Raw genomic sequence first — 25,321 nt, 5'->3', positions numbered from 1 at the left:
AATTAATACTATTTATCCAACTTATGATCATTTCCGTATTCCGGCGTGCCGCTGCCACCCTGTTGTTGTCGACCGGCCTGTGGTCCATGGCGCATGCCGCGTGCCAGTTTGCCAAAGTGGCTGAAATGCCGGTGCAATGGTCTGCGAACGGCCAGCCCCTGGTGGGGGCGGAGATTAACGGCAAGCCGGTTTCCATGTTGTTCGATACCGGCTCGAACTGGACGGTGCTGACGCGGCAGGGGGCCGAAGCCCACGGCTTGTCCATCTCGCCTGGCTCGGGCTATGCCTATGGTGTAGGCGGCGTCAGCAGCAATATGGCGGCCGAGGTAAAAGAGTTCGTGCTCGGGGCGGCACGCAACAAGAACATCCAGCTGTGGGTGATGGGGTCTGCCGAGCTCGGTAGCGAGATTGTCGGCCTGGTTGGCGCCGACTATTCGATGCAGATGAACCTCGAGGTGGCGCTCGCCGACAATGCGATCCGTTTTTTCCGCACCATCGACTGCGACAATGCCTACCTCGGCTACTGGGACAAGGACGCGCTGGAAGTGCCGCTGGACTGGCCAGGGTCCTTTGACAAGCGTCCTTTCGTGACGGTGGAATTGAACGGCAAGAAGGTCGTTGCCCTGGTCGATACGGGCGCCAGTGTTTCTGCTGTGTACCGCCGCACGGCCAAGCTGGCCGGCGTCGACGTCAACGATGCGCAGGCTGCCGGCCTGATCGGCGGCATAGGAGATCACAAAGTCAAAATGTGGCCCGCCAGGTTCGATTTCAAACTGGGTGACGAAGTGGTCAAGAACGTCAAAATGACCGTGATCGACGAGCGCTCCGACTCCAGCGATGACTATTCCGGCATGCTGCTCGGCCAGGACTGGCTGCGCGCGCACCGCGTGCTGTTCGTGCGCTCGCAAAAGCGCATGATTTTCTCCTACCTGGGCGGCGCAGTGTTCTCGGCGCCCTGAGCGTTCGCTCCGCAGCGGTATCGGCTCCGTGGTCTGCAGCGGTTGCCTATTTTCGCGAATCGTCACAGAATGCGTGGTAAATGCAACGCACGGGGCTAGCTATGAAAACCGCAACATTTTCATCTCTACTCGTCGATCCCGAATTGCGCCAGGCGGCCGAGGAGAGCCTGAAGGAAGGCGAAACGATTTCGAGCTTTGTCGAGCAGTCGATACGCGACAATATCGCGCGTCGCCAGCGGCGACGCGAATTCCTTGGGTGTGGCTTGGCCTCGCTGGGCGAGGCAGCTCGTAGTGGGGCTTACGTCAGCTCCGAGGTGGTGCTGGGCCGGCTTGAGCAGATGCTGGCAAAGGTCAAGGCCGGCAAGTGACCTTTTCCGTTCGCGTCGCGCGGCACGCGGAATCGGATCTGCTCCATGATTGAAGACGACTATTATTGACCGCCGGATACATGTGCATATGCCCGGCACGATATAAGACGTCGCAATCGACCTGCTAGTATGAGGTTTCCTCATGCATCAAGCCGGACTGGACACATCATGATGGTAGGGCGATTGGCGAAGACCTGGCTGGCCGGATTCCTGTTGTTGTGGGCGCAGGCCGGCCTCGCGGCGGAGAAGGTTCCGCTGTACACCTACTATGTCGACCCGCCGTTCGCCGTCGGCGCCGATTCCCTGACCGACAAGCTGGCCGCATGGCTGAGCCAGCGCTCGCAAGGCCGCTACCTGTTCGTCCCCACACAACTGCCAAGGCGCCGGCTCGACGCGTTGATCGCGCAGCCGCACTGGCGCGGCGTGGTGGCCTGGGCCAATCCGGCATGGTTCGGCGAGACCGTCCATCCCCGGCAAAGCTGGACCCGCCCCTACATGGTCGATGCCAACCTGGTGGTGTCGTTGCGCAGCGAGCCGATAGCCTACGAGAACGACCGCTCGCTGGAAGGGCGCCGCGTCGGCAGCGTGCTCGGTTTCAGCTACCCCGACCTGGACGCCATGCTCAAGGCCGGCAAGCTGACGCGCGACGACGCCAACGGCGAGTTCCAGAACCTGCTCAAGCTCAAGCTGCAGCGCGTGCAAGTGGCCTTCCTGCAGGCCAGTTCCTTTCCCTACTTCAAGCGCGAATTTCCCGACATGGACGACTGGGCTTATGTCGCCGCCAAGCCACGGACGGTGTTCGAACGCTCGCTGTTCATGGCGCCGGGCCAGCCGGCGCTGCGGGCCTTCCTGGATGCCCAGCTGGACCTGCTGATCGCCGACCGGGACTGGCAAACCCGGCTGGGAACCTGCCCGCTGGTGGCGCCCGGTCTGGTCCGGCAGATGGACGCCACACGCAAGCTATGCCGGTAGGCAGCCTTTGTTGGGTATAATCGCCGGATTGCCGGAGCGCCGGACCGCGCGTCTGCCTCCCTCACCCGTCCCACCCTTCACTAGAAAAAATACTCCTCATGGCTTCTTCCAACGATAACGTCAGCATGGCGCTGTTCTGCGATTTCGAAAACGTGGCGCTCGGTGTGCGCGACGCCAACTACGACAAGTTCGACATCAAGCCGGTGCTGGAGCGTTTGCTGCTGAAGGGCAGCATCGTGGTCAAGAAGGCGTATTGCGACTGGGACCGCTACAAGGCCTTCAAGGCGCCGATGCACGAGGCCAACTTCGAGCTGATCGAGATCCCCCACGTGCGCCAGTCCGGCAAGAACTCGGCCGACATCCGCATGGTCGTCGATGCGCTGGACTTGTGCTACACCAAGTCCCACGTCGACACCTTCGTCATCATTTCCGGCGATTCCGATTTCTCGCCGCTGGTGTCCAAGCTGCGCGAGAACGCCAAGAAGGTGATCGGCGTCGGCGTCAAGCAGTCGACCTCCGACTTGCTGGTGGCCAACTGCGATGAATTCATTTTCTACGACGACCTGGTGCGCGAGAGCCGCCGCGCCAAGCGCGAGGCCAGCAACGAGACCAAGCCGGCGGTCAAGCGCTCGCCGGAAGAGGAACGCGCCCGCCGCGACGAGATGGACAAGCGCCGCAACCAGGCGGTGGAAATCGCCGTCAATACCTTCGAGGCGCTGGTGCTGGAACGTGGCGACAGCGGCAAGATCTGGGCTTCCGTGCTGAAGGAGGCGATCAAGCGCCGCAAGCCGGATTTCAGCGAGTCCTATTACGGCTTCCGCACCTTCGGCAACCTGATCGAGGAATGCAAGGCGCGCGGGCTGCTGGAATTCGGCCGTGACGACAAGTCCGGCGCCTATGTGTATCGCGGCAGCGGCGTGCCGACCGCCGGCGGTTCGTCGGCCGACGCGTCCGGCGCCGACGGCATGACGGTGGAGGCGCAGGAAGGCGGCAAGCCCGAATCGCGCCGCAGCCGCGGCCGCGGCCGTACCGCCGCCGAGCGCTTTGCCGAACGCCAGGCCGAGCGACTGGCGCAGCAGGCCCGCGCGCCGCAGGAATCGGATGAGCCGTCGGCGATTGAAATCGACGCGGAACACAATTATGTCGAACCGGAGCAGTTGGCCGGACAGCCGGAGGCTGCCGAAGTACCGGCAGCGGCGCCGGCAGGCGAGGGCGAGCGCGGTGGTCGTGGTCGTGGTCGCGGCAATCGCGGCGGTCGTGGCAATCGCCAGGACGGGCAGGGAGGCAATGTTGCGCCTGCCGCTGTGGTCGCGGAGGCGCCGGTAGTGCTGGAAGCAGCCATCGAACTGCCTGTCGCGGCCGAACCGGTCGCAGCCGAGCCCGCGCCGGCCAAGAAGAAAAGCGGCGCCAAGCCGCCGGCACGCAAGCTGAAAACAGCGGCCAAGCCTAAGACGGAAAACATCAGGCAGGCCAAGGGCGGCAACGGCTCCGGCGAACAGCCGGCTGTTGCGGCGCCAGCCCCGGCTCCGGTGGAAGCTGCACCGGCTCCCGCCGATGCCGGCGTCAGCCCGGCCGAGGCGACAGCCAAGCCAGCCAAGGCCAAGGCGGCCGCCAAGCCGGCCCGCAAGCCGGCCGCGCGCACCCCGCGTCCAGCGAAGGCCAAGGCGACCCCGGAAGAGTAAGCCGGGGAGGGCGCGGCGGCGGCAAGCCGCTGCGCTCAACGCCGTTCTCAATCGTATAATGACAATGTTTTCATCTGACTAACCGGCGGCCCGGCCGCCTTGCAAGGTGCTGAGCATGCCCATTCTTTCCGACATCACGCTGTATCCGATCAAGTCCTGCGGCGGCATGCCGCTGCAGGAAGCCACGCTGACCACCACCGGTCTGATGACTGAACAGATCTACGACCGCGAGTGGATGGTGGTGGATGCCGCCGGCGTCTGCCTGACCCAGCGCGAACATCCGCGCATGGCGCTGATCGCGCCGACCTTGAAAGGCGCCACGCTGGAGCTGCGCGCGCCCGGCATGCTGCGGCTGGAAATCCCGCTCGGCCTGCCGGATCCCGACAGCGCGCCCACCCTCACCACCCAAGTCTGGGACGATACCGTGCTGGCCTACGACTGCGACGACCTGACCGCCGAATGGTTCACCAAGGCCATCGGCGTGCCGTGCCGGCTGGCGCGCTTCCACGCCAAGGCCGAGCGCGCCGTCAGCGACAAATGGACCAACGGGGTGGCCGCCACCACCATGTTCTCGGACGGCTATCCTATGCTGGTGGCCGGCACCGCCTCGCTGGACGACCTGAACGGCAAGCTGCGCGCGGCCGGCCGCGAGGCGATCCCGATGAACCGCTTCCGTCCCAACCTGGTGATCGACGGCATCGAAGCCTTCGAGGAAGACTATGCCGAATCGTTCCAGCTCGGCGATGCCCTGCTGAAACCGGTCAAGCCCTGCCCGCGTTGTCCCATGCCGTCGGTGAACCAGGCCACCGGCGAATTCGGTCCCGATCCGCTGGACATCATGCACAGCTACCGGGCCAAGCCGGAAGTCGACGGCGCCTTGTGTTTCGGCATGAACAGCATCCTGATTGCCGGCGAAGGCCAACGCGTGCGCGTCGGACAGGAAATCGTGGTTACACTGGCCTTTTAACGCACACCGGCATTCCCAAGTGGCAAAACTTGGCGTAATGTGGCAACTGATATGAAACCAGGTGACGAGTAAGGGCCTATATGACGCAAACTGCAACCGGCAAGTTCACGCCCCAGACCGATCACGCCGCGCGCGCGACGGACCTGGCGGCCGAAAACCAGGCCCTGCGGGCGCGCATGGCCTACCTGCTCGAACAGGCCGAGCGCAACCACTCGATCATGACCCGGCACCAGGCGTTCGACCTGGAGATCGTCGGCGCCGGCAATTTCCCCGAACTGATCGGCACCATCTTCCGTGTACTTCCGGTTATTTCCGAACTGGACACCGTGACCCTGACCTTGCTCGACGAAGACGCCGACATCCGCACCGTGATGGGCAAGCTGGACGTGGTGTTCGAAGATTTCCCCGACTTGATTTTCGTTGAAGAACTGGACAACCTGGGCTTCGACCTGAGCCAGCGCAACGCCTACACGCCGACGCCCAAGCCCGTGCTGGGCATGTACGACCGGCAGCGCCACGCCACGCCGTTCCCGAACGCGCCGGCCGGGCTGCAAAGCGTGGCGCTGGTGCCGCTGCTGCGCAACAAGCGCATCATCGGCAGCCTGAACCTGGGCAGCTGCGACCCGGCCCGCTTCACGCCCAGCCTGGGCACCGACTTCATCGAGCACATGGCGTCGATCATCGCCATCTGTCTGGAAAACGTCATCAGCAACGAGATGCTCAAGTACATCGGGCTGACCGATTCGCTGACCGGCGTCTACAACCGCCGCTATATCGACCGCCGCCTGCTGGAGGAGATCGCCCGCGCGCGGCGCCAGTCCTATCCGATCTCGTTCATGTACATCGACATCGACCACTTCAAGCGCGTCAACGACACGGTCGGCCACGGCGGCGGCGACGACGTGCTGCGCGAAGTGGCCAACCGCATCAAGAACGAACTGCGCACGTCCGATGCGCTGGCGCGTTTCGGCGGCGAGGAATTCGTCGTGCTGCTGATCGACGCCAACCTGGAAGCGGCCGCCTTTGTCGCCGAGCGCATCCGCGCCAGCGTGGCCGGCAGCATGATCGCGCTGTCGCAGGAGCTGCAGTTGTCGGTGACGGTATCGATCGGCGTGGCCTGCCTGGACGCCGGCGAAGCGGAAGGTGATCCGGCCGCGGTCGCCCGCGCCTGGGTGGCCGAGGCGGACACGCTGCTGTACGTGGCCAAGGAATCCGGCCGCAACCGCGTGGTCAGCCGCCGCGAAGAATAATCCGGGGTCAGATCCAAAAAATGGACACGAGCTCTACCGTAGCGGTCGCTACGGTAGAGCTCGTGTCCATTTTTTGGATCTGACCCCGTCTTTAACGCAGCAGACGTTGCTCGGCGCGGTGGACCGCGTCGGCGGCGCCGCGCAGCACCACCACGTCACCCGCTTCCAGCACGATCTCCGGACTGACATCGAGCCGGCCCTTGCCGCGGCGGATGCTGCTCACCTCGGCGCCGGCGCCGCTGACGTCGATCTCGCCCAGCGGCTTGCCGACGCCGGACGCGCTGCCGTTCAGGGTCACCGAATGCAGCCGCTCCAGATCGGCCTCCTCGCCGGCGTCGCTGGCGCCGTGGAAGTAGCCGCGCAGCGAGGCGTAGCGCTCCTCGCGCGCCGCCTGCACCCGGTGCACCACGCGCCGCAGCGGCACGCCCAGCATCACCAGCGCGTGCGAGGCCAGCATCAGGCTGCCTTCCATCAGTTCCGGCACCACTTCGGCCGCGCCGGCCGCCTTTAGCATGTCGAGGTCGGTATCGTCGTGCGAGCGCACGATCACCGGCAGCGTCGGCGCCAGTTCATGCACCAGGTGCAGCACCTTCAGCGCCGACGGCGTGCTGGCGTAGGTGATCACCACCGCGCTGGCACGGTAGATGCCGGCGGCCACCAGGCTTTCGCGCCGCGCCGCGTCGCCGTACGACACCTGCCGGCCCGCGCTCTGCGCTTCCTGCACCCGCTCCGGGTCCAGGTCCAGCGCGTGGTAGTCGATCTTCTCTTCGCTCAGCATGGTGGCCAGGTTCTGGCCGCTGCGGCCGAAGCCGCACACGATCACGTGCTTGTTGGTGGACATGGTGCGGCTGGCGATCTTGGTCAGCGCCAGCGACTGCATCATCCATTCGTTGGCCGACACCTTCATGACGATCTGGTCCGACTTGGAGATGATGAACGGCGCCACCAGCATCGACAGCACCATCGACGCCAGCACCACCTGGATGATGAACGGGTCCATCAGGTTGATGCCGCCCGCCAGGTTCAGCAGAACGAAGCCGAACTCGCCCGCCTGCGCCAGCGCCAGGCCGGTGCGCATCGACACGCCGTCCGAGGCGCCGAACAGCTTGGCCAGGCCGGCGATCAGCGCGAACTTCAGCAGCACCGGGCCGGCCAGCAGCACCAGCACCAGCCACCAGTTTTCCAGCACCAGGTGGACGTTGAGCAGCATGCCGATGGTGATGAAGAACAGCCCCAGCAGCACGTCGCGGAAGGGCTTGATGTCCTCTTCCACCTGGTGCTTGAATTCGGTTTCGGAAATCAGCATGCCGGCCACGAAGGCGCCCAGCGCGAGCGACAGGCCGGCGCGCTCGGTGATCCAGGCCGCGCCCAAGGTGATCAGCAGCAGGTTCAGCATGAACAGTTCCTGCGAGCGCCGCTTGACCACGATGGTGAACCAGGTGCGCACCAGCTTCTGGCCGAAGAACAGCAGCAGCGCCAGCACGATGACGGCCTTGACGCCGGCCCAGGCCAGCGTCTCGACCAGCGCGTCCGGCCGCTGGCCCAGCGAGGGGATCAAGATCAGCAGCGGCACCACGGCCAGATCCTGGAACAGCAGGATGCCGATGATCTTGCGGCCATGTTCGCTTTCCAGCTCCAGCCGCTCTGTCAGCATTTTTGACACGATGGCCGTCGACGACATGGCCAGCGCGCCGCCCAGCGCAAACGCGGCCTGCCAGCCGATATGGATGTCGGCCGGCAGCTGGGTGGCGAGGGCCCAGCCGAACACCATGGTCGCGACGATGGTCAGCCCCACCTGCGCCATGCCCAGCCCGAACACGATGCTGCGCATGGCCAGTAATTTGGGCAGGGAGAATTCCAGCCCGATGGAGAACATCAGGAACACCACGCCGAATTCGGCCAGCGAATGGGTCGCCTCGCTTGATTCGGCCAGGCCCAGCGCGTGCGGGCCGATCAGGATGCCGACAGCCAGGTAGCCGAGCATGGGCGGCAGGTGCAGCATGCGGAAAGCGACGACGCCCAGCACCGCGCTTCCCAGCAGGATCAGCGTTAATTCCAGCGGCGTAAACGTCATGTCAACATAGCCAGTAAAAAAATATAATTTCGTTGTTTGTGGGCCGATGCGGGGGTTATGTTGTGACTGGCAAGTTTTTTGCTTTCTCAATTCGGCTATACTTGGGCATGAGTGTAACCCATGAAAAAACAATGCTGAAAGCTTTTGACGCAAAAATGGCCGCCCACGCGCTGCGCCTGGCCCGCGATACGCTGCAAAACGAAGCGGAGGCGATCGCCGCCCTGAATGCCCGTCTGGAGACCGACGATAGTGTCGTTCAGGCAATTTCCCTGCTGCTGAACTGCAAGGGCCGCGTGGTCGTGTCAGGCATCGGCAAGTCCGGCCATATCGGCCGCAAGATCGCCGCCACGCTGGCCTCGACCGGCACGCCGGCGCTGTTCGTGCATCCGGCCGAAGCGGCCCACGGCGACCTCGGCATGGTCACCGCCGACGACGCCTTCATCGCCATTTCGTACTCCGGCGAAAGCGCCGAGCTGATGACCATCCTGCCGGTGGTCAAGCGCATGGGCAGCAAGGTCATCGCGATGACCGGCAAGCCGGGCTCCAGCCTGGCCGACATCGCCGACGTCCACCTGAACGTGGCCGTGGCCAAGGAAGCCTGCCCGATGAACCTGGCGCCGACCACGTCGACCACCGTCACCTTGGCGCTGGGCGACGCCATCGCCGTCGCGCTGCTGGACCTGCGCGGCTTCAAGGAAGAGGATTTCGCCCGCTCGCACCCGGGCGGCGCGCTGGGCCGCCGCCTGCTGACCCACGTGCGCGACGTCATGCGCAGCGGCGACGCCGTGCCAAAGGTGACCGCCGACGTCAAGCTGACCGACGCGCTGCTGGAAATCACGCAGAAGGGCATGGGCATGACCGCCATCGTCGACGCCGACGGCAAGCCGGTCGGCGTGTTCACCGACGGCGACCTGCGCCGCATGATCGAGAAGGTCCAGGACTTCAGCAAGGTCATCATCCGCGACGTGATGCACGCCAACCCGCGCTCGATCTCGCCGGAAAAGCTGGCCGTCGACGCGGTCGCCGTGATGGAGCAGTACCGCATCAACCAGATGCTGGTGACCGACGCCGACGGCAAGCTGGTCGGCGCGCTGCACATCCACGACCTGACCCGCGCCAAGGTGATCTGATGACTGAATTAACGTATGTCGAACGGGCCGCCCGCGTCAAGCTGATGATCTTCGACGTCGACGGCGTGCTGACCGACGGCAGCCTGCACTACGGCGCCGAGGGCGAGGCGCTGAAGACCTTCAACGTGCACGACGGCCTGGGCATCAAGCTGCTGCAGGAAGCCGGCGTGCAGACCGCCATCATCAGCGCGCGCACGTCGCCGCAGGTGATCAAGCGCGCCGCCGACCTCGGCATCGCCCACCTGCACCAGGGCGGCCACGACAAGCTGACGCCGTTCAACGCGCTGCTGGAAAAGACCGGCCTCACCGCCGAGCAGGTAGGCTTCATCGGCGACGACGTGGTCGACCTGCCGATCTTGACGCGCGTCGGCTTCGCCGTCGCCGTGCCGAACGGCCGCGCCGAAGTGCTCGAGCGCGCGCACCACACCACCGTCGCCGCCGGCGGCCGCGGCGCCGTGCGCGAAGTGTGCGAACTGCTGCTGCACGCGCAGGGCAGCTACGAGCGCGTGATGGCGCAGTTCCTGGTTTGACGGGGATCAGTCATGCGTAAAAGAACAGCCCACCGCTGGCAGCTGACCGTCATCATGGTCGTCGGCGTGTTTGTCGCCGTCGGCAGCTTCTGGCTGGTGCAGGTGGTCAATCAGGCCGGTCAGGAAGCACAGGCCGACCAGCACCGCAACGAGCCGGACTACATCATCGACCGCTTCAGCCTGGTACGCATGAACAAGGCGGGCCAGCCGGCCTACATCATTTCCGGCGACAAGCTGACCCACCGTCCGGTCGACGACGCTTCCGACATCGACAAGCCTTACGTGCACAGCCTGGCGGGCAACCAGCCGCCGATGAATATCCATGCCGATACCGCGCATGTCGACCAGGGCAATACGCGGGTCCAGCTCAATGGTAATGTGGACGTCGTGCGCCCGGCCACGCCGCAAGCGCAGGCGATGCGCATGACGACCCCGGCGCTGACCGTCTTCCCGGACGAGGAAAGAATGGAAACCACGGCGCCGGTCGCGCTGGAAATGGGCAACGCGACGGCCAACGGCGTCGGCATGAAGGCCAACAACGCCACCCGCCAGGTGCAACTGGGCGGGCGCGGGCAACTGACCATGCCGCCGCGCGGCCATTGAAAGAACCAATGATGAAGAATGGAATGATGATGAAAAAACTGATCCTGACGGCCGCGATGCTGCTGATGGCGGCTGGCGCGGCCCATGCGGAAAAAGCCGACGCCAACAAACCGACCAAGATCGATTACGACGATCTGCAGATCGACGACGTCAAGCAAATCAAGACGCTGATCGGCAACGTCGTGCTGACCCGCGGCACCTTGCTGATGAAATCGCCAAAGGCGGTCGTGACGACCGATCCGGAAGGCTATAACTTTGTCGTGCTGACCAGCACGCCTGGCACGCTGTCCACCTTCCGCCAGAAGCGCGACGGCGCTGGCGACCAGTGGATTGAGGGCGAAGCCGAACGCATCGAGTACAGCGATAAGACCGACCTGGTAAAGCTGTTCGCCAAGGCTAAGGTACGCCAGCTGGAGGGCGGTCGCCTGGCCAGTGAAGTCGACAGCGAATTCATTTCCTATGACAGCCGCACCGAACATTTCGATGTCAAGAACAACGTCTCTGGCGTCAGCAAACCGGGTGCAGGCCGCGGCACCATGGTGATCCAGCCGACGATCCGTCCGCCTGCCGCCTCGGCGCCCGCCGCCTCCGCCACCACGCCTACGCCGGGGAAATAAATGGAACCATCCTGCGGTAGCACCCTGATCGTCAAAGGCTTGCAAAAGACTTACGGCAAGCGCCAGGTCGTGCACGACGTTTCGCTGCAGGTCGAGTGCGGCGAAGTGGTCGGCCTGCTGGGCCCCAACGGCGCCGGCAAGACCACCTCGTTCTACATGATCGTCGGCCTGGTGCCGTCGGACGCCGGCACCATCGACATCAGCGGCACCGACATCTCCAGCCTGCCGATCCACCGCCGCGCGTCGCTGGGGCTGTCCTACCTGCCGCAGGAGGCGTCGGTGTTCCGCAAGCTGACCGTGGAAGAAAATATCCGCGCCGTCCTCGAAATCCAGAAAGTGGACGGCAAGCCTTTATCCAAGGCTGCAATTGATGAACGGCTCAATACCCTGCTGGCCGATTTGCAGATCGAAAAGCTGCGCGAAAACCAGGCGCTGTCGCTGTCGGGCGGCGAACGCCGCCGGGTCGAGATCGCGCGCGCGCTGGCCACCAATCCGCGCTTCGTGCTGCTCGACGAACCATTCGCCGGGGTCGACCCGATCGCCGTCATTGAGATCCAGCGCATCGTGCGCTTCCTCAAGGAACGCGGCATCGGCGTCCTCATTACCGATCACAATGTGCGCGAGACGCTGGGCATCTGCGACCGCGCGTATATCATCAACCAGGGCACGGTATTGGCTTCAGGCCGGCCAGACGACATCATCGCCAATGAGTCGGTGCGTCGCGTGTACCTGGGTGAACACTTCAGGATGTAGCCTTACCCCATGAAACAGTCATTGCAACTGCGCACGTCGCAGCACCTCGCGCTGACACCTCAGCTGCAGCAGTCGATCCGGCTGCTGCAGTTGTCCACGCTGGAGCTGCACCAGGAACTCGAACAGCTGCTGACCGATAACCCGCTGCTGGAGCGTCTCGACGACCCGCTGGACCGCTCGCTGCGGCTGCTGTCGGACGGCGCCATCAGCCAGCAGGCCCCGGTCGGCGACGCGCCGCCGGAAGGCCCGCCCAACGCGCAGGAAGCGCCGGCCGCCGACGCCGACAACTACGACGGCCCCGCCGCCGACACCGAAAGCACCAGCAGCGACGCCGACGTCGACTGGAGCGACGCCGGCCGCAGCAAGGCGCCCGACGACGAGGACGCGCGCCCGCAGCTCGAAGCCAACCACTGCACGCTGCGCGAGCACCTGATGGAACAGATGCGCGTGACGGTGCTGGAAATGCGCGACCGCGCGCTGGTCGAGCTGATCATCGACGCGCTCGACGAAAACGGCTACCTGGAGGAATCGCTGGAGGACATCCACGCCCGCCTGCCGGAGGAGCTGGAACTGGACATCGACGAACTGCAGACCGCCTTGTCGCTGCTGCAGAGCTTTGATCCGATGGGCGTGGGCGCGCGCAACGCGTCCGAGTGCCTGGCGCTGCAAATCAAGCGCTTGCCGGGCGTGCCGATGGTGACGCGGCGCATGGCGCTGGCCATCGTTGAAAACCATCTGACGTGGTTTGCCCAGCGCGATTTCAACAAGCTGAAAAAAGCGCTGCTGTGCGACGACGAGGATTTGCGCGAGGCGCAAACCGTGATCCGCCAGTGCAATCCGCATCCCGGGTCGGCGTTCGCGTCGGACGTGTCCGACTACGTGGTGCCGGACGTCATCGTCAAGAAATCGCGCACCGGCTGGCAGGTCAGCCTGAACAACGACGTCATGCCGCGCCTGCGCGTCAACGCCATGTACGCCAACCTGCTCAAGCAGGGAAAAGGCGAGGGCGCGATGGGCGCGCAGCTGCAGGAAGCCAAGTGGCTGATCAAGAATATGCGCCAGCGTTTCGACACCATCCTGCGCGTCGCCCAGGCGATAGTAGAAAGACAAAAGAACTTTTTCTCGCACGGCGCGGTTGCCATGCGCCCCCTTGTGCTTCGCGAAATTGCTGATACACTGGGTTTACACGAGAGTACTATTTCTCGGGTAACAACTCAAAAATACATGCTGACCCCGCACGGCATGTTTGAGTTGAAATATTTCTTTGGTAGCCATGTCGCCACCGAAGCGGGAGGGGAAGCAAGTTCGACGGCGATACGCGCACTCATCGTGCAATTGACAGGAGCAGAAGACCCGAAAAATCCTTTATCCGACAGTAAGATTGCGGACATGCTGGGAGAACAAGGCATGGTGATTGCGCGACGAACTGTTGCCAAATATCGCGAAGCGTTGAAAATCCCGCCAGTCAGTCTCCGCAAGTCTTTGTAGTTACTTGGTTCCTGCGCGCCCGGTAGTAATGGGCCACGCACTAACCGTAAGAAGCGACATCATCTTTAGGAGTGTGTATGAATCTCACCATCAGTGGACATCATCTCGAAGTGACCTCGGCCATCCGTGAATACGTGCAGAACAAGCTCGAACGCGTCACACGCCACTTTGATCAAGTGATTGATATTGCTGTCATTCTGACTGTAGATAACCTTAAAGAGAAAGAGAAACGCCAGAAGGCTGAAATCAACCTGCGCATGTCGGGTAAAACCGTCTACGTGGAAAGCCTGTCCCAGGACCTGTACGCCGCCATCGATACGCTGATCGACAAGCTGGATCGGCAGGTCATGAAATACAAAGCCAAGGTCCAAGAGCACGGCCACGATGCGATCAAGCATCTCCCGGATAGCTACGAACCCGCTGCCGCCGCCCTATAACAACGGCCCCGGCACCACTCGACTAAGGGCGCATCGGCGCCCTTTTTTGCGCCGGTACGGTTTACGGTAAACGATTATCTAGTATTTGGCAATACACTCCCGCGGCCGCTCAAAATTTATGGCGTTTACCTTGGAATAGTGATTTAATTGAAAAGTTAAACGTTTTCCTTGTCTGACCCATAAATATAAAGAGAGACTATCCAATGCAGAAATTAGCCATCCGTCCGATGAGCGCGGCCGTCGCCATCGCCATGCTCAGCCTGGCCAGCGCGCAAGCGGCCGCCCAGGAAACCGCCGCCGCCGACGGCGCCACCGTGGTGGTGACCGGCATCCGCAAATCCTATGCGGACGCGGTCAACATGAAGCGCGACACGCTGGAGATCACCGACAGCATTTCCTCCGACGGCCTGGGGCGTTTCCCCGACTTGAACGTGGGCGAGGCGATCCAGCGCATCCCCGGCGTGCAGATCAACCGCGAAGCCGGCTCGCGCAACGCCACCATCAACCTGCGCGGCCTGCCGGGCACGTTCGCGCTGACCACCATCAACGGCATGTCCTTCGCGCAGCCGGTGCTGAACGGCTCGACGCCGCTGGGCGCCTTCAACTCGGACATCTTCAGCGCCGTCACCGTGCTGAAAAGCCCGACCGCGGCCGAGCAGCCGGGCGGCCTGAGCGGCAACATCGACCTGCGCATCGCGTCCGCGCTGTCGCGCAAGGACGGCGGCGGCGTCACCATCGGCGACGAGTACGACGAGCTGGGCCGCCTGAGCACGCCCAACGCCACCGTGTCGTACAACAAGCACTTCAGCAAGGACCTGGCGGTGTTCGGCGTCTACGCGTACAAGAAGGAAAACTTCCGCCGCGACTCGACCCAGATCCAGGACTACGACACGCTGACGCCGGGCAACCTCGGCATCACGCAGGCGCAGTTCGACGCGCGGTATCCGAAGTCGCAATACCCGACCGGCATCCTGTTCCCCGGCCAGATCCGCCAGACCGTCACCGCCAACACCGGCGCCACCAACAGCGGCGCCGGCGGCATCGGCTGGCGCATGAACAGCGAGACCAAGCTCAACCTGACCGGCTACTTCAGCGACCGCAAGCTGGGCTCGTCGAACCAGTACCTGAACTATATCGATCCGACCGCCAATTCGCCGATCACCAACCTGGGCCCGATCTTCACCGTCGACACCAAGTCGCCGCTGGGCGTGACGGGCAAGCAGGCGATGATCAATTCCTACGACTACGCCAACGCCAGCGTCACCGACTCGCTGCGCTCGGCGCCGCAACGGCAGAAGACCCACGGCGTCACCGGCGAAGCCGATTGGGAGAACGACGACTGGCACCTGAACGGCGCCTTCCACACCTCGCGCGCGGAGAACCGCTCGGACCAGCTGGAAATCGACATCGTGCAATCGGCGCGCACGCTGCCGGCCACCAACGGCACCTACGGCCACTACTATTCGGGCGGCGACGACCTGGCCAACTCCATCCTGACCCTGTTCACGCCGACGACCAGCCACATCAACCCCGGCCCGTACGACCAGCGCCCGGGCACCTCGGTCACGCAGGCGCGCAACAACGGCAACGACCGCTTCGGCATCACCGGCACCAACGGCCGCGCGCTGACCTCGGTCGATTCGGTGCAGGGATCGGTGGAGCGCAGCTTCGAGCAGGGCTTCTTCAAGTCGGTCAAGGCCGGCCTGCGTTTCGAGAACAACGACTTCGTCTCCACCGGCACCCGCAACACCGCGCAGGGCATCAACTTCTCGGCCATCCAGTCGTCGCTGGCGATCGACAATCCCTACGTGCCGACCTTCGCCGACGGCTACATTCCCGGCTACACGAAGAACTGGGTGGCGGTGGATATTCCGTCGGTGCTGAAGGCGGTCACGCCGGTCACGCCGCTGCCGGGCCAGACGCTGACGCAATACGGCCTCGTCAACAACGATGCCGATCCCGGCTTCTCGTCGTATAACTTCTCGGTCAAGAACAAGATCTCGTCGGCCTATGTATCCAGCCTCTTCGGCACCAGCGTGTTCGGCGTGCCGCTCAAGGGCAACCTCGGCGGGCGCTACGAGGCCACGCGCGAAACGGTCGACTCGGTCGACACCAGCAACCTCACCGTGACCATTCCGGGCGGCACCAAGGTCGTCACCACCAAGACCCCGCGCGAGTTCGAGCAGACCTACCGCAACTTCCTGCCGTCGCTGGTGGCCAAGGCCGACCTGAGCGACAAGCTGGCGCTGCGCGGCGCCGCCTACCGCACCTTCGTGCGTCCGCAGCCGCGCGACATCACGCCGTCCACGGTGGTGACCGAGCCGGCGCAGGGCGTTTCCACGCCGACCTACAACGTCACGCTGGGCAGCGCGAGCCTGAAGCCGTACAAGGCCAACTCCTACGACCTGGCGCTGGAGTGGTACAACCGCCCGAACGGGCTGGTCGCGCTGACCGTGTTCCAGAAGGATGTGCAGGGCCTGGTGGGACCGGTGCGCGACATCGGTCGCCTGTGCCCGGCCGACGCCACCGCGCTCGGCCTCGGCCACCTGTCGGTGGTCGGCACCGACTGCCTGAGCGACATCATGATCAACGTCGGCACCGCGCAGGCGCCGTCGCTGCAGCGGGCCAAGGTGGTCATCTCGGGCCAGGCCAACCAGCAGGCGATCAAGGTCAACGGCGTCGAGTTCAACGTGCAGCAGAACCTGGACTTCCTGCCGGCGCCCTTCAACAACCTGGGCGGCGCCTTCAACTACGCCTACACCACCATCAAGGGCAGGAACGACGACGGTTCGCCGGCCACGCTGCCCGGCGTATCGCGCAACAACTACAACCTGATCGCCTACTACGAAACCAGGAGCTGGGGCGTGCGCACCGTGTACAACTATCGCGACGACTACGACCTGGCGGCCGGCGGCACCTTCAACGGCGCGGCCCGCTCGGTCAAGGCGCGCGGCCAGCTGGACATGTCGGCCAGCTACACCTTCGACGGCGGCTACAAGATTTCCTTCGACGCCTTCAATATGACCAATGCGGTGCGCGAGGAATACGAGGGGACGGTCATGAAGCCGCGCCGGCTGGACGTGGACGGCCGCACCTACCAAGTTAAACTGAGCACCACCTTCTGACGGGAGCAACATGAAACGCACTAAATTATTTACCTCGATACTGCTGGCGCTGGCCGCTTCCGCGGCGCTGGCGTGCGAAGCGCCGCCGCCGGCCCGCATCGACATCGACGCCAACAGCTACTACTCGGACGCGCACCATTCCGTCATCGATCCGGTGCTGCGGGCGCGCAACATCGCCAACACCAAGCCGATCGAGGATTTCCTGGCCGAGGTGGCGAAGGGCGCCACCGCCTACCAGCTCGACCCCAAGGCCAACGCGGCCGACGGCGCCTGCGCGCTGACCTGGCTGGCCAGCTGGGCCGAACAGAAGGCCATGCTGGGCAAGCTGTCCAGCGAGCAGGCCTACTACGTGCGCAAGTGGACGCTGGGCGGCATGGCGCTCAGCTATGCGCGCTTGAAGCCGGCCGCCGGCGCCGCGCAGCAGCAACTCATCGAAGGCTGGCTCAAGACGCTGGCCGACGCCACGATGGCGCACTCCGATGCGAAGAAGGGCGGCCGCAACAACCACTACTACTGGGAAGGCCTGGCGGTCACCGCGGTCGGCGGCGTGACGGGCGACCAGCGCTACCTGGGCTGGGGTCGCAAGGTGTTCGACCACGCGATGGGGCAGATGGCGGCCGACGGCTCGCTGCCGGCCGAGATGGAGCGCGCGGCCAAGGCGCTGCACTACCAGGTGTACGCCACCGTGCCGCTGGTGATGATCGCGTCGATCCTGGACCTGCATGATCCCAAGCTGGACCAGATCGTCAAGTTCACCGTTGCCGCGTCGGCAGATCCGTCGGGCATCGCCAAGGCCACCGGCTTCGAGCAGGAGCGCGTCGGCGTGCTCGACGTGACCACCATCTACGGCCGCCACGAAGGCAAGCCGCAGGAGGCGCCGGCAAAGAAGCAATGGCAGCCGCGCCTGGGCGGCGATCTCAATCTGCCCAATCCGCTCGAACATCTGGCGGCGCGGAAGTCGCAGTAGAATAGGGTTTTTCCTTCAGCCCTTTTTACTCATGAGCGAATACGTCCACACCAGCGTCGGCAACGGCACCGGCACCATCACGCTGGACCGGCCCAAGGCCCTGAACTCGCTGTCGCTGGCGATGGTGCGCGACATCACGCAGGCGCTGCTGGCATGGCGCGACGACAGCTCGGTGGCCGCCGTGGTCATCCGCAGCAGCAGCGAAAAGGCGTTCTGCGCCGGCGGCGACATCCGCTTCTTCTACGACGTCGGCCGTGGCTCGCCGCAGGGCGGCAGCGCGCTGCTGGAGGATTTCTTCAGCGAGGAATACGCGCTCAACCACCTGATTCATTTTTATCCCAAGCCCTACATCGCGCTGATGGACGGCGTGGTCATGGGCGGCGGCATGGGCGTCTCGCAGGGCGGCCCGGACTGCCGCGTGCGCATCGTCACCGAGCGCACCCGGATGGCGATGCCGGAAGTGAACATCGGCCTGTTCCCGGACGTGGGCGGCAGTTATTTCCTGCCGCGCGCGCCGGGCAAGCTGGGCTACTATCTCGGCCTGACCGGCGCGACGATAGGCGCCGCCGACGCGCTGTACGCCGGCCTGGCCGACCACTACGCGGCCGTGGCCGACATGGAGGTGCTGGAGGCGATCCTGGAGTCGACCGCGGGCGCGGAACTGCCGGAGGCGATCGCCGCCTTCGCCGCCCCCTACAGGCCGGCCGCGGGCAAGCTGGAAGCCGAGCGCGCCGCCATCGACCGCCACTTCGGCGCCGGCTCGGTGCCGGCCATCGTCGCCTCGCTCAAGACGGACGACAGCGCCTTCGCGCAGAAAACGCTGGAGATCATGGCCACCCGTTCGCCGCTGATGATGTGCGTCACGCACGAGCTGCTGAAGCGCGGCGCCGCTTCAAGCGTGGCCGACTGCCTGCGCATGGAACGCACGCTGGTGCGCCACAACTTCGAGGACGGCGAAGTGATCGAAGGCGTGCGCGCCCTCGTCATCGACAAGGACAACGCGCCGCAGTGGAAGCCGTCGTCGCTCGAAGAAGTAACCGAAGAGATGGTGCAGCGCTTCTTCCAGCCGGTGTGGCCGGATTACGCGCACCCGCTGCGCCACCTGGACTAGGCGCCGATGTCCGTCCAACTGGACCGTATCGACATCCAGATACTGAACCTGCTGCAGGACGACGCGACGATACCGCTGCGCCGTCTTGCCGAGCTGGTACACGCCTCCGCCGCCACCTGCCAGCGCCGCATCGCCCAGCTGCGCGCCAGCGGCGTCCTGGTCAAGGATGTGGCGCTGGTCGACCGCGTGCGGGTCGGCCGTCCGCTGACGGCGTTTGTCACGGTGCAGCTGGAGCAGCAAAACACCGCGCTGCTGAAGATGTTCGAGTCGCTGATGCGCGAAGAGTCCGACGTCATGGCCTGCTACGAAGTGGCCGGCGAATTCGACTTCATGCTGGTGGTCACGGCGGCGTCGATGGAATCGTTCCAGGCGTTCACGCGGCGCGTTTTCACGTCGAACAACAATGTCAGCAACTACAAGAGCTTGCTGGCCATGAACTGCGCCAAGTTCGAGACCAAGGTGCCGCTGTGAAAATTGAATAATTCGTGCACCGCAAGGGGCGAGAATGCGATTTTGTCTCACGGCCGCTCGGTAAGATGTGCCTTCCATCTACACAGGAATGCCATCATGATCGACCACGTTTCCATCGGCACGCGCGAGCTCGCGCGCGCGACCGCCTTTTACACCGCCTGCTTCAACCCGCTGGGCTACAGCTTGCAGCACCAGGACGCCACGCAAGTGATCTACGGCGCCGACGGCGCGTGGAGTTTCTGCCTGTATCCGTCCAGCGGCGACGGCGTGCTGGCCGGCGACCGCGCGCACCTGGCGGTGTCCGCACCGAGCCGGCAGGCCGCGCGGGAATTCTTCCATGCCGCCATGAGCCTGGGCGCGATGGCGCTGCGCGAGCCGGGCCTGCGGCCCGACATCAACGACCGGTATTTCGGCACCATGATCAAGGACCCCGACGGCCACACCATCGAAGTGGTGCACTGGAGCCGATGATATTTTTGCTGGTCCTGGTTTGTTACTGCTCGCGGTGGCGCAGCACCACGCGCTCCGTGGCGTGGAAGTAGGCGGCCAGTTTTTCCGCCATGTAGACCGAGCGGTGCTGGCCGCCGGTGCAGCCCAGCGCCACCGTCAGGTAGCTGCGGTTGTCGGTCTTGAAGGACGGCAGCCACTTTTCCACGAAGGCGCGGATGTCGCTCATCATTTCCAACGCGCTCGGCTGCGCGTCGAGGAACTCGATCACCGGCGCGTCGCGTCCCGTCAGCGGGCGCAGCGTCAGGTCGTAATAGGGATTCGGCAGCGCCCGCACGTCGAACACGAAATCCGCGTCCATCGGCACGCCCAGCTTGAAGGCGAACGATTCGAAGAACAGCGTCAACGGCGCGCGTTCCGCCGCCACCAGGTCCTTGACCCAGGTGCGCAGCTTGTTGGCGCTCAGTTCCGACGTGTCGATCACGTGACCCAGCTGTTCGATATGCGACAGCCGCTCGCGCTCTTCCAGGATGCATTCGATCAGCGTGCGGCGTGCGGCAGGGTTCTGTCCCGGCCGCAGTTCGTGCGACAGCGGATGGCTGCGCCGCGTTTCGGAAAACCGCGCCACCAGCGAGTGCGTGTTGGCGGTCAGGAACATGACCTTGACGTCGTGGCCTTCCTCGCGCAGCCGCTTGACGTCGGCCGGCAGCGAGGCCAGCGATTCGGCGCTGCGGGCGTCGACGGCCACGGCCAGCGCCTGCAGCCCTTCCTCGGCCAGCGTGGTCACCAGGTGGGACAGCAGCGCGGGCGGCAGGTTGTCGACGCAATAGTGTCCCGTGTCTTCCAGGACGTTGAGGGCGACGGATTTGCCGGAGCCCGAAATGCCGGTGATGAGTACGATGCGCATGCTCAGTCTCCGCTCATGGCTTGGCGTTGGTGGAGCGGGGAATTCGTGGAGCGCAGCTCCGCGCCTGCGGAACGGTTGCGCCATGCATGGCGCAACTCCTTAGCAACATTCAATCTTTGCTGCATCTCAATCTCCGCTCATTGCTTGGCGTTGCCGTTCCATGAATTCCTGCAGCGTGTCGATGCCGCGCAGCTGCAAAATGGTGTTGCGCACGGCGGCCTCCAGCAGCACCGCGATGTTGCGGCCGGCCGCCACCGGGATCACCACCTTGCGGATCGGCAGGCCCAGCACGTCCTCGGTCGGGAACTGGAACGGCAGGCGCTCCACTTCCTCGTCGGCCGCGCCGCGCCGCACCAGGTGCACGATCAGCTTCAGGCGCATCTTGCGGCGCACGGCGGTCTCGCCGAAGATGGCCTTGATGTCCAGCAGGCCCAGCCCGCGCACTTCCAGCAGGTTCTGCAGCAGGGCAGGGCAGCGTCCCTCGATCATGTTCGGCGCGATGCGCGAGAACTCCACCGCATCGTCGGCCACCAGGCCGTGCGAGCGCGAAATCAGCTCCAGGCCCAGCTCGCTCTTGCCGAGGCCGGAGTCGCCGGTGATCAGCACGCCCACGCCCAGCACGTCCATGAACACGCCGTGCATGATGATGCGTTGCGCCAGTTTCTTCGACAGGTAGACGCGCAGGAAGTCGATCACCTGTGCGGCCGGCAACGGCGTCGAGAACAGCGGGATGTTTTTTTCGTCGCAGATGGCGAGGATGTCGGGCGGCGTTTCCAGGCCCTGCGCGATGATCAGCGCCGGCGGGCCGCCGGCGATCAGCTCGCCGATGACGTGGGCGCGCGTCAGCGATTTTAAACGCTGGTAGTAATTGATTTCCTGGTGCCCGAAGACCTGGATGCGGCCCGGGTGGATGGTGTTCAGGTGGCCGACCTGGTCGGCGGCCGAAGCGACGTCGCCGGAGATCAGGCGTTCGCCGCCGGGGAAGCCGGCGAACCAGCCTAGCTGCAAACTTTCGCGATTGTCGTCGTAAAGCCTTTGTATCGTCAGCGGAGTTTGCAGCATGGGTGTCTTTAAGGAATAGGTTGGACTAGACCTTAGTTTAACCTATCTCACCCGGCTGCTTGCAGGCTGGGCATCCAGTTGATGATGCGCGAGTGTACCGACTTCGGTTCCGTGTCCGTGCTCAGCGCGGTGCGGAAGGCGTCGTCGGAGAACATTTCGGCGATTTCCGACAGGATCTCCAGGTGCTGCTGGGTGACGTGGTCGGGGATCAGCAGGAAGAACAGCAGGTTGACCGGCTTGCCGTCGGGCGACTCGAACGGAATCGGCTCGGCCAGGCGCACAAACGCCGCCAGCGGCGACTTCAGGCTCTTCATGCCCTTGATGCGGCCGTGCGGAACCGCCACCCCGTGGCCCAGCCCGGTCGAACCGAGGCGCTCGCGCGCGAACAGGTTGTCCGAGACGGTGGAGCGGGCGATGCCGCAGTTGTTTTCAAAAATCAGGCCGGCTTGCTCGAAAGCGCGCTTCTTGCTGGAAACTTCCAGGTCGAGCAAGACATTTTCAAGTGAGAGTATTTTGCTAAGGTTGTTCATAACACGACATAAAATGTTGCAACGCACAAAGGTGGCATGCGAGCAGAATTATAGGCTTGTTTCTGCGCCATGTAACATGAAATCGCTCGCGCCTGTCATTGCGTTTATGTCCGCCAGCCGACGCGCGGGCTGGACTTGAAATGCATCAAAGAAAGGAATCGCTATTTCTGAATAGAAATCTCGGAAAACGCCGGTTTTTTGCCAGGGTCTGGGGCAAATTTCCGATTTTTGCGCGTTTTCAGGCCGTTGTGGCCGTGTGACGCAACTCTGCACGCCATATGCACATCATACGCCTGATTTTTCCGGTTTGATCGAAGAAAAAGAGGGCTTTATTGACGTGCGCCACGAAGATTGGGCGGTTTCTGTGCGGTGCTGAAGTTGCTGCGCCATGGATTGATGTCGAGGCCGCCGCGGCGGGTGTAGCGGGCGTACACGGCCAGCTGCTGCGGCTGGCACTGGCGCAGGATGTCGGTGAAGATGCGCTCGACGCACTGCTCGTGGAATTCGTTGTGCTCGCGGAAGCCGATCAGGTATTTGAGCAGGCTTTCCTGGTCGATCTGCGGGCCGGCGTAGTGGATCTGCACGCTGGCCCAGTCCGGCTGGCCGGTGACCAGGCAGTTCGATTTGAGCAGGTGCGAGATCAGCTTTTCCTCGACCGGCTCTTCGTCGAGGGCGGCCTTGAGGAGGTCCGGCGTCGGGCTGTAGTGGTCGACTTCGATGTCGAGGCGGTCCAGCAGCAGGCCGTCCAGTTCGCCCATCTCCACCATGCCGAATTCTTCCGGCTGCGTGATTGAAATGTGCACCGTGGCGCCGAAGCCGTTCGACAAGTCCTGCTGCAGCAGCGTCTTCAGCGCGACCACGCTGTCGAGGCGGGTCTGGTTGAACGAGTTCAGGTACAGCTTGAAGGATTTCGATTCGATGATGTTGGGCGAATCGGCCGGCACGGTGATGCGGGCGATCGCCACCTGCGGCTTGCCGCGCTGGTTCAGCCACGAAATCTCGTAGGCGTTCCAGATGTCGACGCCGAAGAACGGCAGCGTGCCGGTCAGGCCCAGCTCGTCGCGCTTGCCCTGGCGCGCGATCGGGAACAGCAGTTCCGGCGCGTAATCGGTGCGGTAGGCGGAGGTTTTTCCCAGCGGGGACAGGTCGACGGAGTTGGTCATGGCGATCATGGTGTTTCGGTGAAGGACGGCATGGTAGCGCAAACCATGCCGTCGTGCTGCGTTTAGCCCAGGAACAGCTTGTACACGGGATTGGCGCTCTCGTCCCAGTAGCGGTAGCCGAGCGTGGTCAGGAACTGCGCGAACTGGCCCATTTCCTCGGACGGCACCTGCAGGCCGATCAGGATGCGGCCGACGTCGCCGCCCTGGCTGCGGTAGTGGCACAGCGAGATGTTCCAGTTCGGCGCCATCGAGTTCAGGAAACGCATCAGCGCGCCCGGACGCTCGGGGAACTCGAAGCGGTACAGCAGCTCGTCCTTGGCCAGCGTGCTCTTGCCGCCGACCAGGTGGCGGATGTGCGCCTTGGCCAGCTCGTCGTGCGTCAGGTCCAGCGTCCGGAACTCGTTCTGCTCGAAGGTGCGCGCCAGCGCGCCCGATTCGCCGCGGTCGGCGATCTGCACGCCGACAAACACGTGGGCCTCGTCCTTGTCGCTGATGCGGTAGTTGAACTCGGTCACGTTGCGCGGGCCGACCAGCGCGCAGAAGCGCTTGAAGCTGCCGCGCTGCTCCGGCAGCGTGACGGCGAACACCGCCTCGCGCGCCTCGCCCAGCTCGGCGCGCTCGGCGACGAAGCGCAGGCGGTCGAAGTTCATGTTGGCGCCGCTGCAGATGGTGATCAGCGTTTCGTTCCGGATCGGATCCTTGGTCAGCGCTGCGCGCTCCACGTAGGCCTTGGCGCCGGCCACGGCCAGCGCGCCGGACGGTTCCAGGATCGAGCGCGTATCGCTGAACACATCCTTGATCGCCGCGCTGATGGCGTCGGTGTCGACCAGGATGATGTCGTCCACGTACTGCTGCACCAGGCGGAAGGTTTCCTCGCCCGCCAGGCGCACAGCGGTGCCGTCGGCGAACAGGCCGACGTCGGACAAGGTGACGCGCTCGCCGGCCTTGACGCTGCGCGCCATGGCGTCCGAATCGAGGCTTTGCACGCCGATGATCTTGATGTCCGGGCGGATCTGCTTGACATACGCGGCGATGCCGGAAATCAGGCCGCCGCCGCCGATCGGCACGAAGATGGCGTGGATAGGGCCGGAATGCTGGCGCAGGATTTCCATGCCGATGGTGCCCTGGCCGGCGATGACGTCCGGGTCGTCGAACGGGTGGACGAAGGTCAGCTTCTGCTCCTGCTCCAGCATCAGCGCGTGGTTGTAGGCATCGGTATAGGATTCGCCGTGCAGCACGACTTCGACTTCGGCGCCGCCGCGCGCCTTGACCGCCTCCACCTTCACTTGCGGGGTGGTGGTCGGCATCACGATGACGGCGCGGCAACCCATGCGCGCAGCCGACAGCGCCACGCCCTGGGCGTGATTGCCGGCCGAGGCGCAGATCACGCCGCGCTTGCGCTGGGCTTCGCTCAGGTGGGCCATCTTGTTGTAGGCGCCACGAATCTTGAAGCTGAACACGCTCTGCATGTCCTCGCGCTTGAAATAAATTCGGTTCTCGAAACGCTGCGACAGCGTCGGCGCGAGTTCCAGCGGGGTTTCAGTAGCGACGTCGTAGACGCGCGCGGTCAAGGTTTTCTTCAGATAGTCGATAGTCATAGTCTGCAAACAAAGTGATTCCAGGGCTCAAACCCGGGGGGGGGGGGGGGGGGGGGGGGGGGGGGGGGGGGGGGGGGGGGGGGGGGGGGGGGGGGGGGGGGGGGGGGGGG

General features: G+C 64.2%; 24 protein-coding genes. 18 read left to right on the top strand and 6 right to left on the bottom strand.

The genetic code is table 11. From position 1 onward, the window contains the following. Positions 1-23: 23 nt before the first annotated feature. The 6 genes from ACCD07_RS24730 to ACCD07_RS24705 all read left to right on the top strand — a co-directional run bounded on the left by ACCD07_RS24730 (position 24) and on the right by ACCD07_RS24705 (position 6,198). Positions 24-959 (top strand): aspartyl protease family protein, encoded by a 936-nt coding sequence (locus tag ACCD07_RS24730; RefSeq protein WP_413448882.1) that lies wholly within the window; start codon positions 24-26, stop codon positions 957-959. Positions 960-1,060: 101 nt separating this feature from the next. Then, the gene (locus ACCD07_RS24725) at positions 1,061-1,327 is read left to right on the top strand and encodes a YlcI/YnfO family protein (protein ID WP_413448881.1); all 267 of its coding nucleotides are present in this window, start codon (positions 1,061-1,063) and stop codon (positions 1,325-1,327) included. Positions 1,328-1,495: 168 nt separating this feature from the next. Continuing rightward, positions 1,496-2,299 (top strand): hypothetical protein, encoded by an 804-nt coding sequence (locus tag ACCD07_RS24720; protein ID WP_413448880.1) that lies wholly within the window; start codon positions 1,496-1,498, stop codon positions 2,297-2,299. Between the two features lie 98 nt (positions 2,300-2,397). After that, on the top strand, positions 2,398-3,981 hold the full coding sequence (locus ACCD07_RS24715) for an NYN domain-containing protein (protein ID WP_413448879.1): 1,584 nt from the start codon (positions 2,398-2,400) through the stop codon (positions 3,979-3,981). A gap of 115 nt (positions 3,982-4,096) precedes the next feature. Beyond that, positions 4,097-4,948 carry an MOSC domain-containing protein gene (locus tag ACCD07_RS24710; protein WP_413448878.1) on the top strand — a complete coding sequence of 284 codons (852 nt, stop codon included), beginning with the start codon at positions 4,097-4,099 and terminating at the stop codon, positions 4,946-4,948. An 80-nt stretch (positions 4,949-5,028) separates the two neighbouring features. Beyond that, positions 5,029-6,198: a DUF484 family protein gene (locus ACCD07_RS24705; RefSeq protein ID WP_413448877.1), complete on the top strand. Its 1,170-nt coding sequence runs from the start codon at positions 5,029-5,031 to the stop codon at positions 6,196-6,198. Between the two features lie 91 nt (positions 6,199-6,289). On the opposite strand, the gene ACCD07_RS24700 is transcribed toward ACCD07_RS24705, so the two are convergent. After that, complete coding sequence (locus ACCD07_RS24700; RefSeq protein WP_353405268.1) at positions 6,290-8,272, bottom strand: cation:proton antiporter; 1,983 nt, start codon at positions 8,270-8,272, stop codon at positions 6,290-6,292. 131 nt (positions 8,273-8,403) lie between these two features. On the opposite strand from ACCD07_RS24700, the gene ACCD07_RS24695 reads away from it, so the two are divergent. The 12 genes from ACCD07_RS24695 to ACCD07_RS24640 all read left to right on the top strand — a co-directional run bounded on the left by ACCD07_RS24695 (position 8,404) and on the right by ACCD07_RS24640 (position 19,975). Beyond that, positions 8,404-9,402 carry a KpsF/GutQ family sugar-phosphate isomerase gene (locus ACCD07_RS24695; RefSeq protein WP_176655304.1) on the top strand — a complete coding sequence of 333 codons (999 nt, stop codon included), beginning with the start codon at positions 8,404-8,406 and terminating at the stop codon, positions 9,400-9,402. Continuing rightward, positions 9,402-9,932, top strand: a complete 531-nt coding sequence (locus tag ACCD07_RS24690) for a KdsC family phosphatase (RefSeq protein ID WP_176655305.1) — start codon at positions 9,402-9,404, stop codon at positions 9,930-9,932. Before ACCD07_RS24695 ends, ACCD07_RS24690 begins: the two co-directional genes overlap by 1 nt. Positions 9,933-9,944: 12 nt before the next feature. Continuing rightward, positions 9,945-10,535 (top strand): LPS export ABC transporter periplasmic protein LptC, encoded by a 591-nt coding sequence (gene lptC, locus ACCD07_RS24685; RefSeq protein WP_413448876.1) that lies wholly within the window; start codon positions 9,945-9,947, stop codon positions 10,533-10,535. Between the two features lie 23 nt (positions 10,536-10,558). Beyond that, positions 10,559-11,152: a lipopolysaccharide transport periplasmic protein LptA gene (gene lptA / locus ACCD07_RS24680; protein ID WP_413448875.1), complete on the top strand. Its 594-nt coding sequence runs from the start codon at positions 10,559-10,561 to the stop codon at positions 11,150-11,152. Then, positions 11,153-11,905, top strand: coding sequence for an LPS export ABC transporter ATP-binding protein (gene lptB, locus ACCD07_RS24675; RefSeq protein ID WP_176655307.1), 753 nt, complete (start codon positions 11,153-11,155; stop codon positions 11,903-11,905). Positions 11,906-11,914: 9 nt separating this feature from the next. After that, the gene (locus ACCD07_RS24670; RefSeq protein WP_176655308.1) at positions 11,915-13,393 is read left to right on the top strand and encodes an RNA polymerase factor sigma-54; all 1,479 of its coding nucleotides are present in this window, start codon (positions 11,915-11,917) and stop codon (positions 13,391-13,393) included. Between the two features lie 77 nt (positions 13,394-13,470). Beyond that, on the top strand, positions 13,471-13,830 hold the full coding sequence (gene hpf, locus ACCD07_RS24665; RefSeq protein WP_026334892.1) for a ribosome hibernation-promoting factor, HPF/YfiA family: 360 nt from the start codon (positions 13,471-13,473) through the stop codon (positions 13,828-13,830). 203 nt (positions 13,831-14,033) lie between these two features. Beyond that, positions 14,034-16,955: a TonB-dependent receptor gene (locus ACCD07_RS24660; RefSeq protein WP_413448874.1), complete on the top strand. Its 2,922-nt coding sequence runs from the start codon at positions 14,034-14,036 to the stop codon at positions 16,953-16,955. Between the two features lie 10 nt (positions 16,956-16,965). Next, positions 16,966-17,922: an alginate lyase family protein gene (locus ACCD07_RS24655; RefSeq protein ID WP_413448873.1), complete on the top strand. Its 957-nt coding sequence runs from the start codon at positions 16,966-16,968 to the stop codon at positions 17,920-17,922. A 31-nt stretch (positions 17,923-17,953) separates the two neighbouring features. Further along, positions 17,954-19,033 (top strand): enoyl-CoA hydratase/isomerase family protein, encoded by a 1,080-nt coding sequence (locus ACCD07_RS24650; RefSeq protein ID WP_413448872.1) that lies wholly within the window; start codon positions 17,954-17,956, stop codon positions 19,031-19,033. 6 nt (positions 19,034-19,039) lie between these two features. After that, positions 19,040-19,504 (top strand): Lrp/AsnC family transcriptional regulator, encoded by a 465-nt coding sequence (locus tag ACCD07_RS24645; RefSeq protein ID WP_176655312.1) that lies wholly within the window; start codon positions 19,040-19,042, stop codon positions 19,502-19,504. Between the two features lie 96 nt (positions 19,505-19,600). Continuing rightward, the gene (locus tag ACCD07_RS24640; protein WP_353405262.1) at positions 19,601-19,975 is read left to right on the top strand and encodes a VOC family protein; all 375 of its coding nucleotides are present in this window, start codon (positions 19,601-19,603) and stop codon (positions 19,973-19,975) included. A gap of 22 nt (positions 19,976-19,997) precedes the next feature. Here the strand turns inward: ACCD07_RS24640 and rapZ are convergent, their stop codons facing one another. The 5 genes from rapZ to ilvA form a co-directional block, all read right to left on the bottom strand. Further along, on the bottom strand, positions 19,998-20,858 hold the full coding sequence (gene rapZ, locus ACCD07_RS24635) for an RNase adapter RapZ (protein ID WP_176655314.1): 861 nt from the start codon (positions 20,856-20,858) through the stop codon (positions 19,998-20,000). A gap of 126 nt (positions 20,859-20,984) precedes the next feature. Next, complete coding sequence (gene hprK, locus ACCD07_RS24630) at positions 20,985-21,920, bottom strand: HPr(Ser) kinase/phosphatase (RefSeq protein ID WP_008444515.1); 936 nt, start codon at positions 21,918-21,920, stop codon at positions 20,985-20,987. 47 nt (positions 21,921-21,967) lie between these two features. Further along, positions 21,968-22,450, bottom strand: a complete 483-nt coding sequence (locus ACCD07_RS24625) for a PTS sugar transporter subunit IIA (protein WP_176655315.1) — start codon at positions 22,448-22,450, stop codon at positions 21,968-21,970. Between the two features lie 329 nt (positions 22,451-22,779). Next, positions 22,780-23,613 (bottom strand): NADPH-dependent 7-cyano-7-deazaguanine reductase QueF, encoded by an 834-nt coding sequence (queF, locus tag ACCD07_RS24620; protein ID WP_413448893.1) that lies wholly within the window; start codon positions 23,611-23,613, stop codon positions 22,780-22,782. Positions 23,614-23,675: 62 nt separating this feature from the next. After that, positions 23,676-25,211 (bottom strand): threonine ammonia-lyase, biosynthetic, encoded by a 1,536-nt coding sequence (gene ilvA / locus ACCD07_RS24615; RefSeq protein ID WP_176655317.1) that lies wholly within the window; start codon positions 25,209-25,211, stop codon positions 23,676-23,678. Positions 25,212-25,321 lie beyond the last annotated feature (110 nt).

It is taken from the genome of Duganella sp. Dugasp56, from assembly GCF_047304105.1.
GTDB lineage: Bacteria > Pseudomonadota > Gammaproteobacteria > Burkholderiales > Burkholderiaceae_D > Rugamonas > Rugamonas hordei.
Note: the sequence above shows the minus strand (reverse complement) of the source record. Positions and strands in the feature narration are given on the sequence as shown.

Excerpts from the sequence above, each read along its gene's own strand:
- ACCD07_RS24730 (WP_413448882.1), top strand. The coding sequence starts at position 24 with ATGATCATTTCCGTATTCCGGCGTGCCGCTGCCACCCTGTTGTTGTCG.
- ACCD07_RS24725 (WP_413448881.1), top strand. The coding sequence starts at position 1,061 with ATGAAAACCGCAACATTTTCATCTCTACTCGTCGATCCCGAATTGCGC.
- ACCD07_RS24720 (WP_413448880.1), top strand. The coding sequence starts at position 1,496 with ATGATGGTAGGGCGATTGGCGAAGACCTGGCTGGCCGGATTCCTGTTG.
- ACCD07_RS24715 (WP_413448879.1), top strand. The coding sequence starts at position 2,398 with ATGGCTTCTTCCAACGATAACGTCAGCATGGCGCTGTTCTGCGATTTC.
- ACCD07_RS24710 (WP_413448878.1), top strand. The coding sequence starts at position 4,097 with ATGCCCATTCTTTCCGACATCACGCTGTATCCGATCAAGTCCTGCGGC.
- ACCD07_RS24705 (WP_413448877.1), top strand. The coding sequence starts at position 5,029 with ATGACGCAAACTGCAACCGGCAAGTTCACGCCCCAGACCGATCACGCC.
- ACCD07_RS24700 (WP_353405268.1), bottom strand. The coding sequence starts at position 8,272 with ATGACGTTTACGCCGCTGGAATTAACGCTGATCCTGCTGGGAAGCGCG.
- ACCD07_RS24695 (WP_176655304.1), top strand. The coding sequence starts at position 8,404 with ATGCTGAAAGCTTTTGACGCAAAAATGGCCGCCCACGCGCTGCGCCTG.
- ACCD07_RS24690 (WP_176655305.1), top strand. The coding sequence starts at position 9,402 with ATGACTGAATTAACGTATGTCGAACGGGCCGCCCGCGTCAAGCTGATG.
- lptC (WP_413448876.1), top strand. The coding sequence starts at position 9,945 with ATGCGTAAAAGAACAGCCCACCGCTGGCAGCTGACCGTCATCATGGTC.
- lptA (WP_413448875.1), top strand. The coding sequence starts at position 10,559 with ATGATGATGAAAAAACTGATCCTGACGGCCGCGATGCTGCTGATGGCG.
- lptB (WP_176655307.1), top strand. The coding sequence starts at position 11,153 with ATGGAACCATCCTGCGGTAGCACCCTGATCGTCAAAGGCTTGCAAAAG.
- ACCD07_RS24670 (WP_176655308.1), top strand. The coding sequence starts at position 11,915 with ATGAAACAGTCATTGCAACTGCGCACGTCGCAGCACCTCGCGCTGACA.
- hpf (WP_026334892.1), top strand. The coding sequence starts at position 13,471 with ATGAATCTCACCATCAGTGGACATCATCTCGAAGTGACCTCGGCCATC.
- ACCD07_RS24660 (WP_413448874.1), top strand. The coding sequence starts at position 14,034 with ATGCAGAAATTAGCCATCCGTCCGATGAGCGCGGCCGTCGCCATCGCC.
- ACCD07_RS24655 (WP_413448873.1), top strand. The coding sequence starts at position 16,966 with ATGAAACGCACTAAATTATTTACCTCGATACTGCTGGCGCTGGCCGCT.
- ACCD07_RS24650 (WP_413448872.1), top strand. The coding sequence starts at position 17,954 with ATGAGCGAATACGTCCACACCAGCGTCGGCAACGGCACCGGCACCATC.
- ACCD07_RS24645 (WP_176655312.1), top strand. The coding sequence starts at position 19,040 with ATGTCCGTCCAACTGGACCGTATCGACATCCAGATACTGAACCTGCTG.
- ACCD07_RS24640 (WP_353405262.1), top strand. The coding sequence starts at position 19,601 with ATGATCGACCACGTTTCCATCGGCACGCGCGAGCTCGCGCGCGCGACC.
- rapZ (WP_176655314.1), bottom strand. The coding sequence starts at position 20,858 with ATGCGCATCGTACTCATCACCGGCATTTCGGGCTCCGGCAAATCCGTC.
- hprK (WP_008444515.1), bottom strand. The coding sequence starts at position 21,920 with ATGCTGCAAACTCCGCTGACGATACAAAGGCTTTACGACGACAATCGC.
- ACCD07_RS24625 (WP_176655315.1), bottom strand. The coding sequence starts at position 22,450 with ATGAACAACCTTAGCAAAATACTCTCACTTGAAAATGTCTTGCTCGAC.
- queF (WP_413448893.1), bottom strand. The coding sequence starts at position 23,613 with ATGACCAACTCCGTCGACCTGTCCCCGCTGGGAAAAACCTCCGCCTAC.
- ilvA (WP_176655317.1), bottom strand. The coding sequence starts at position 25,211 with ATGACTATCGACTATCTGAAGAAAACCTTGACCGCGCGCGTCTACGAC.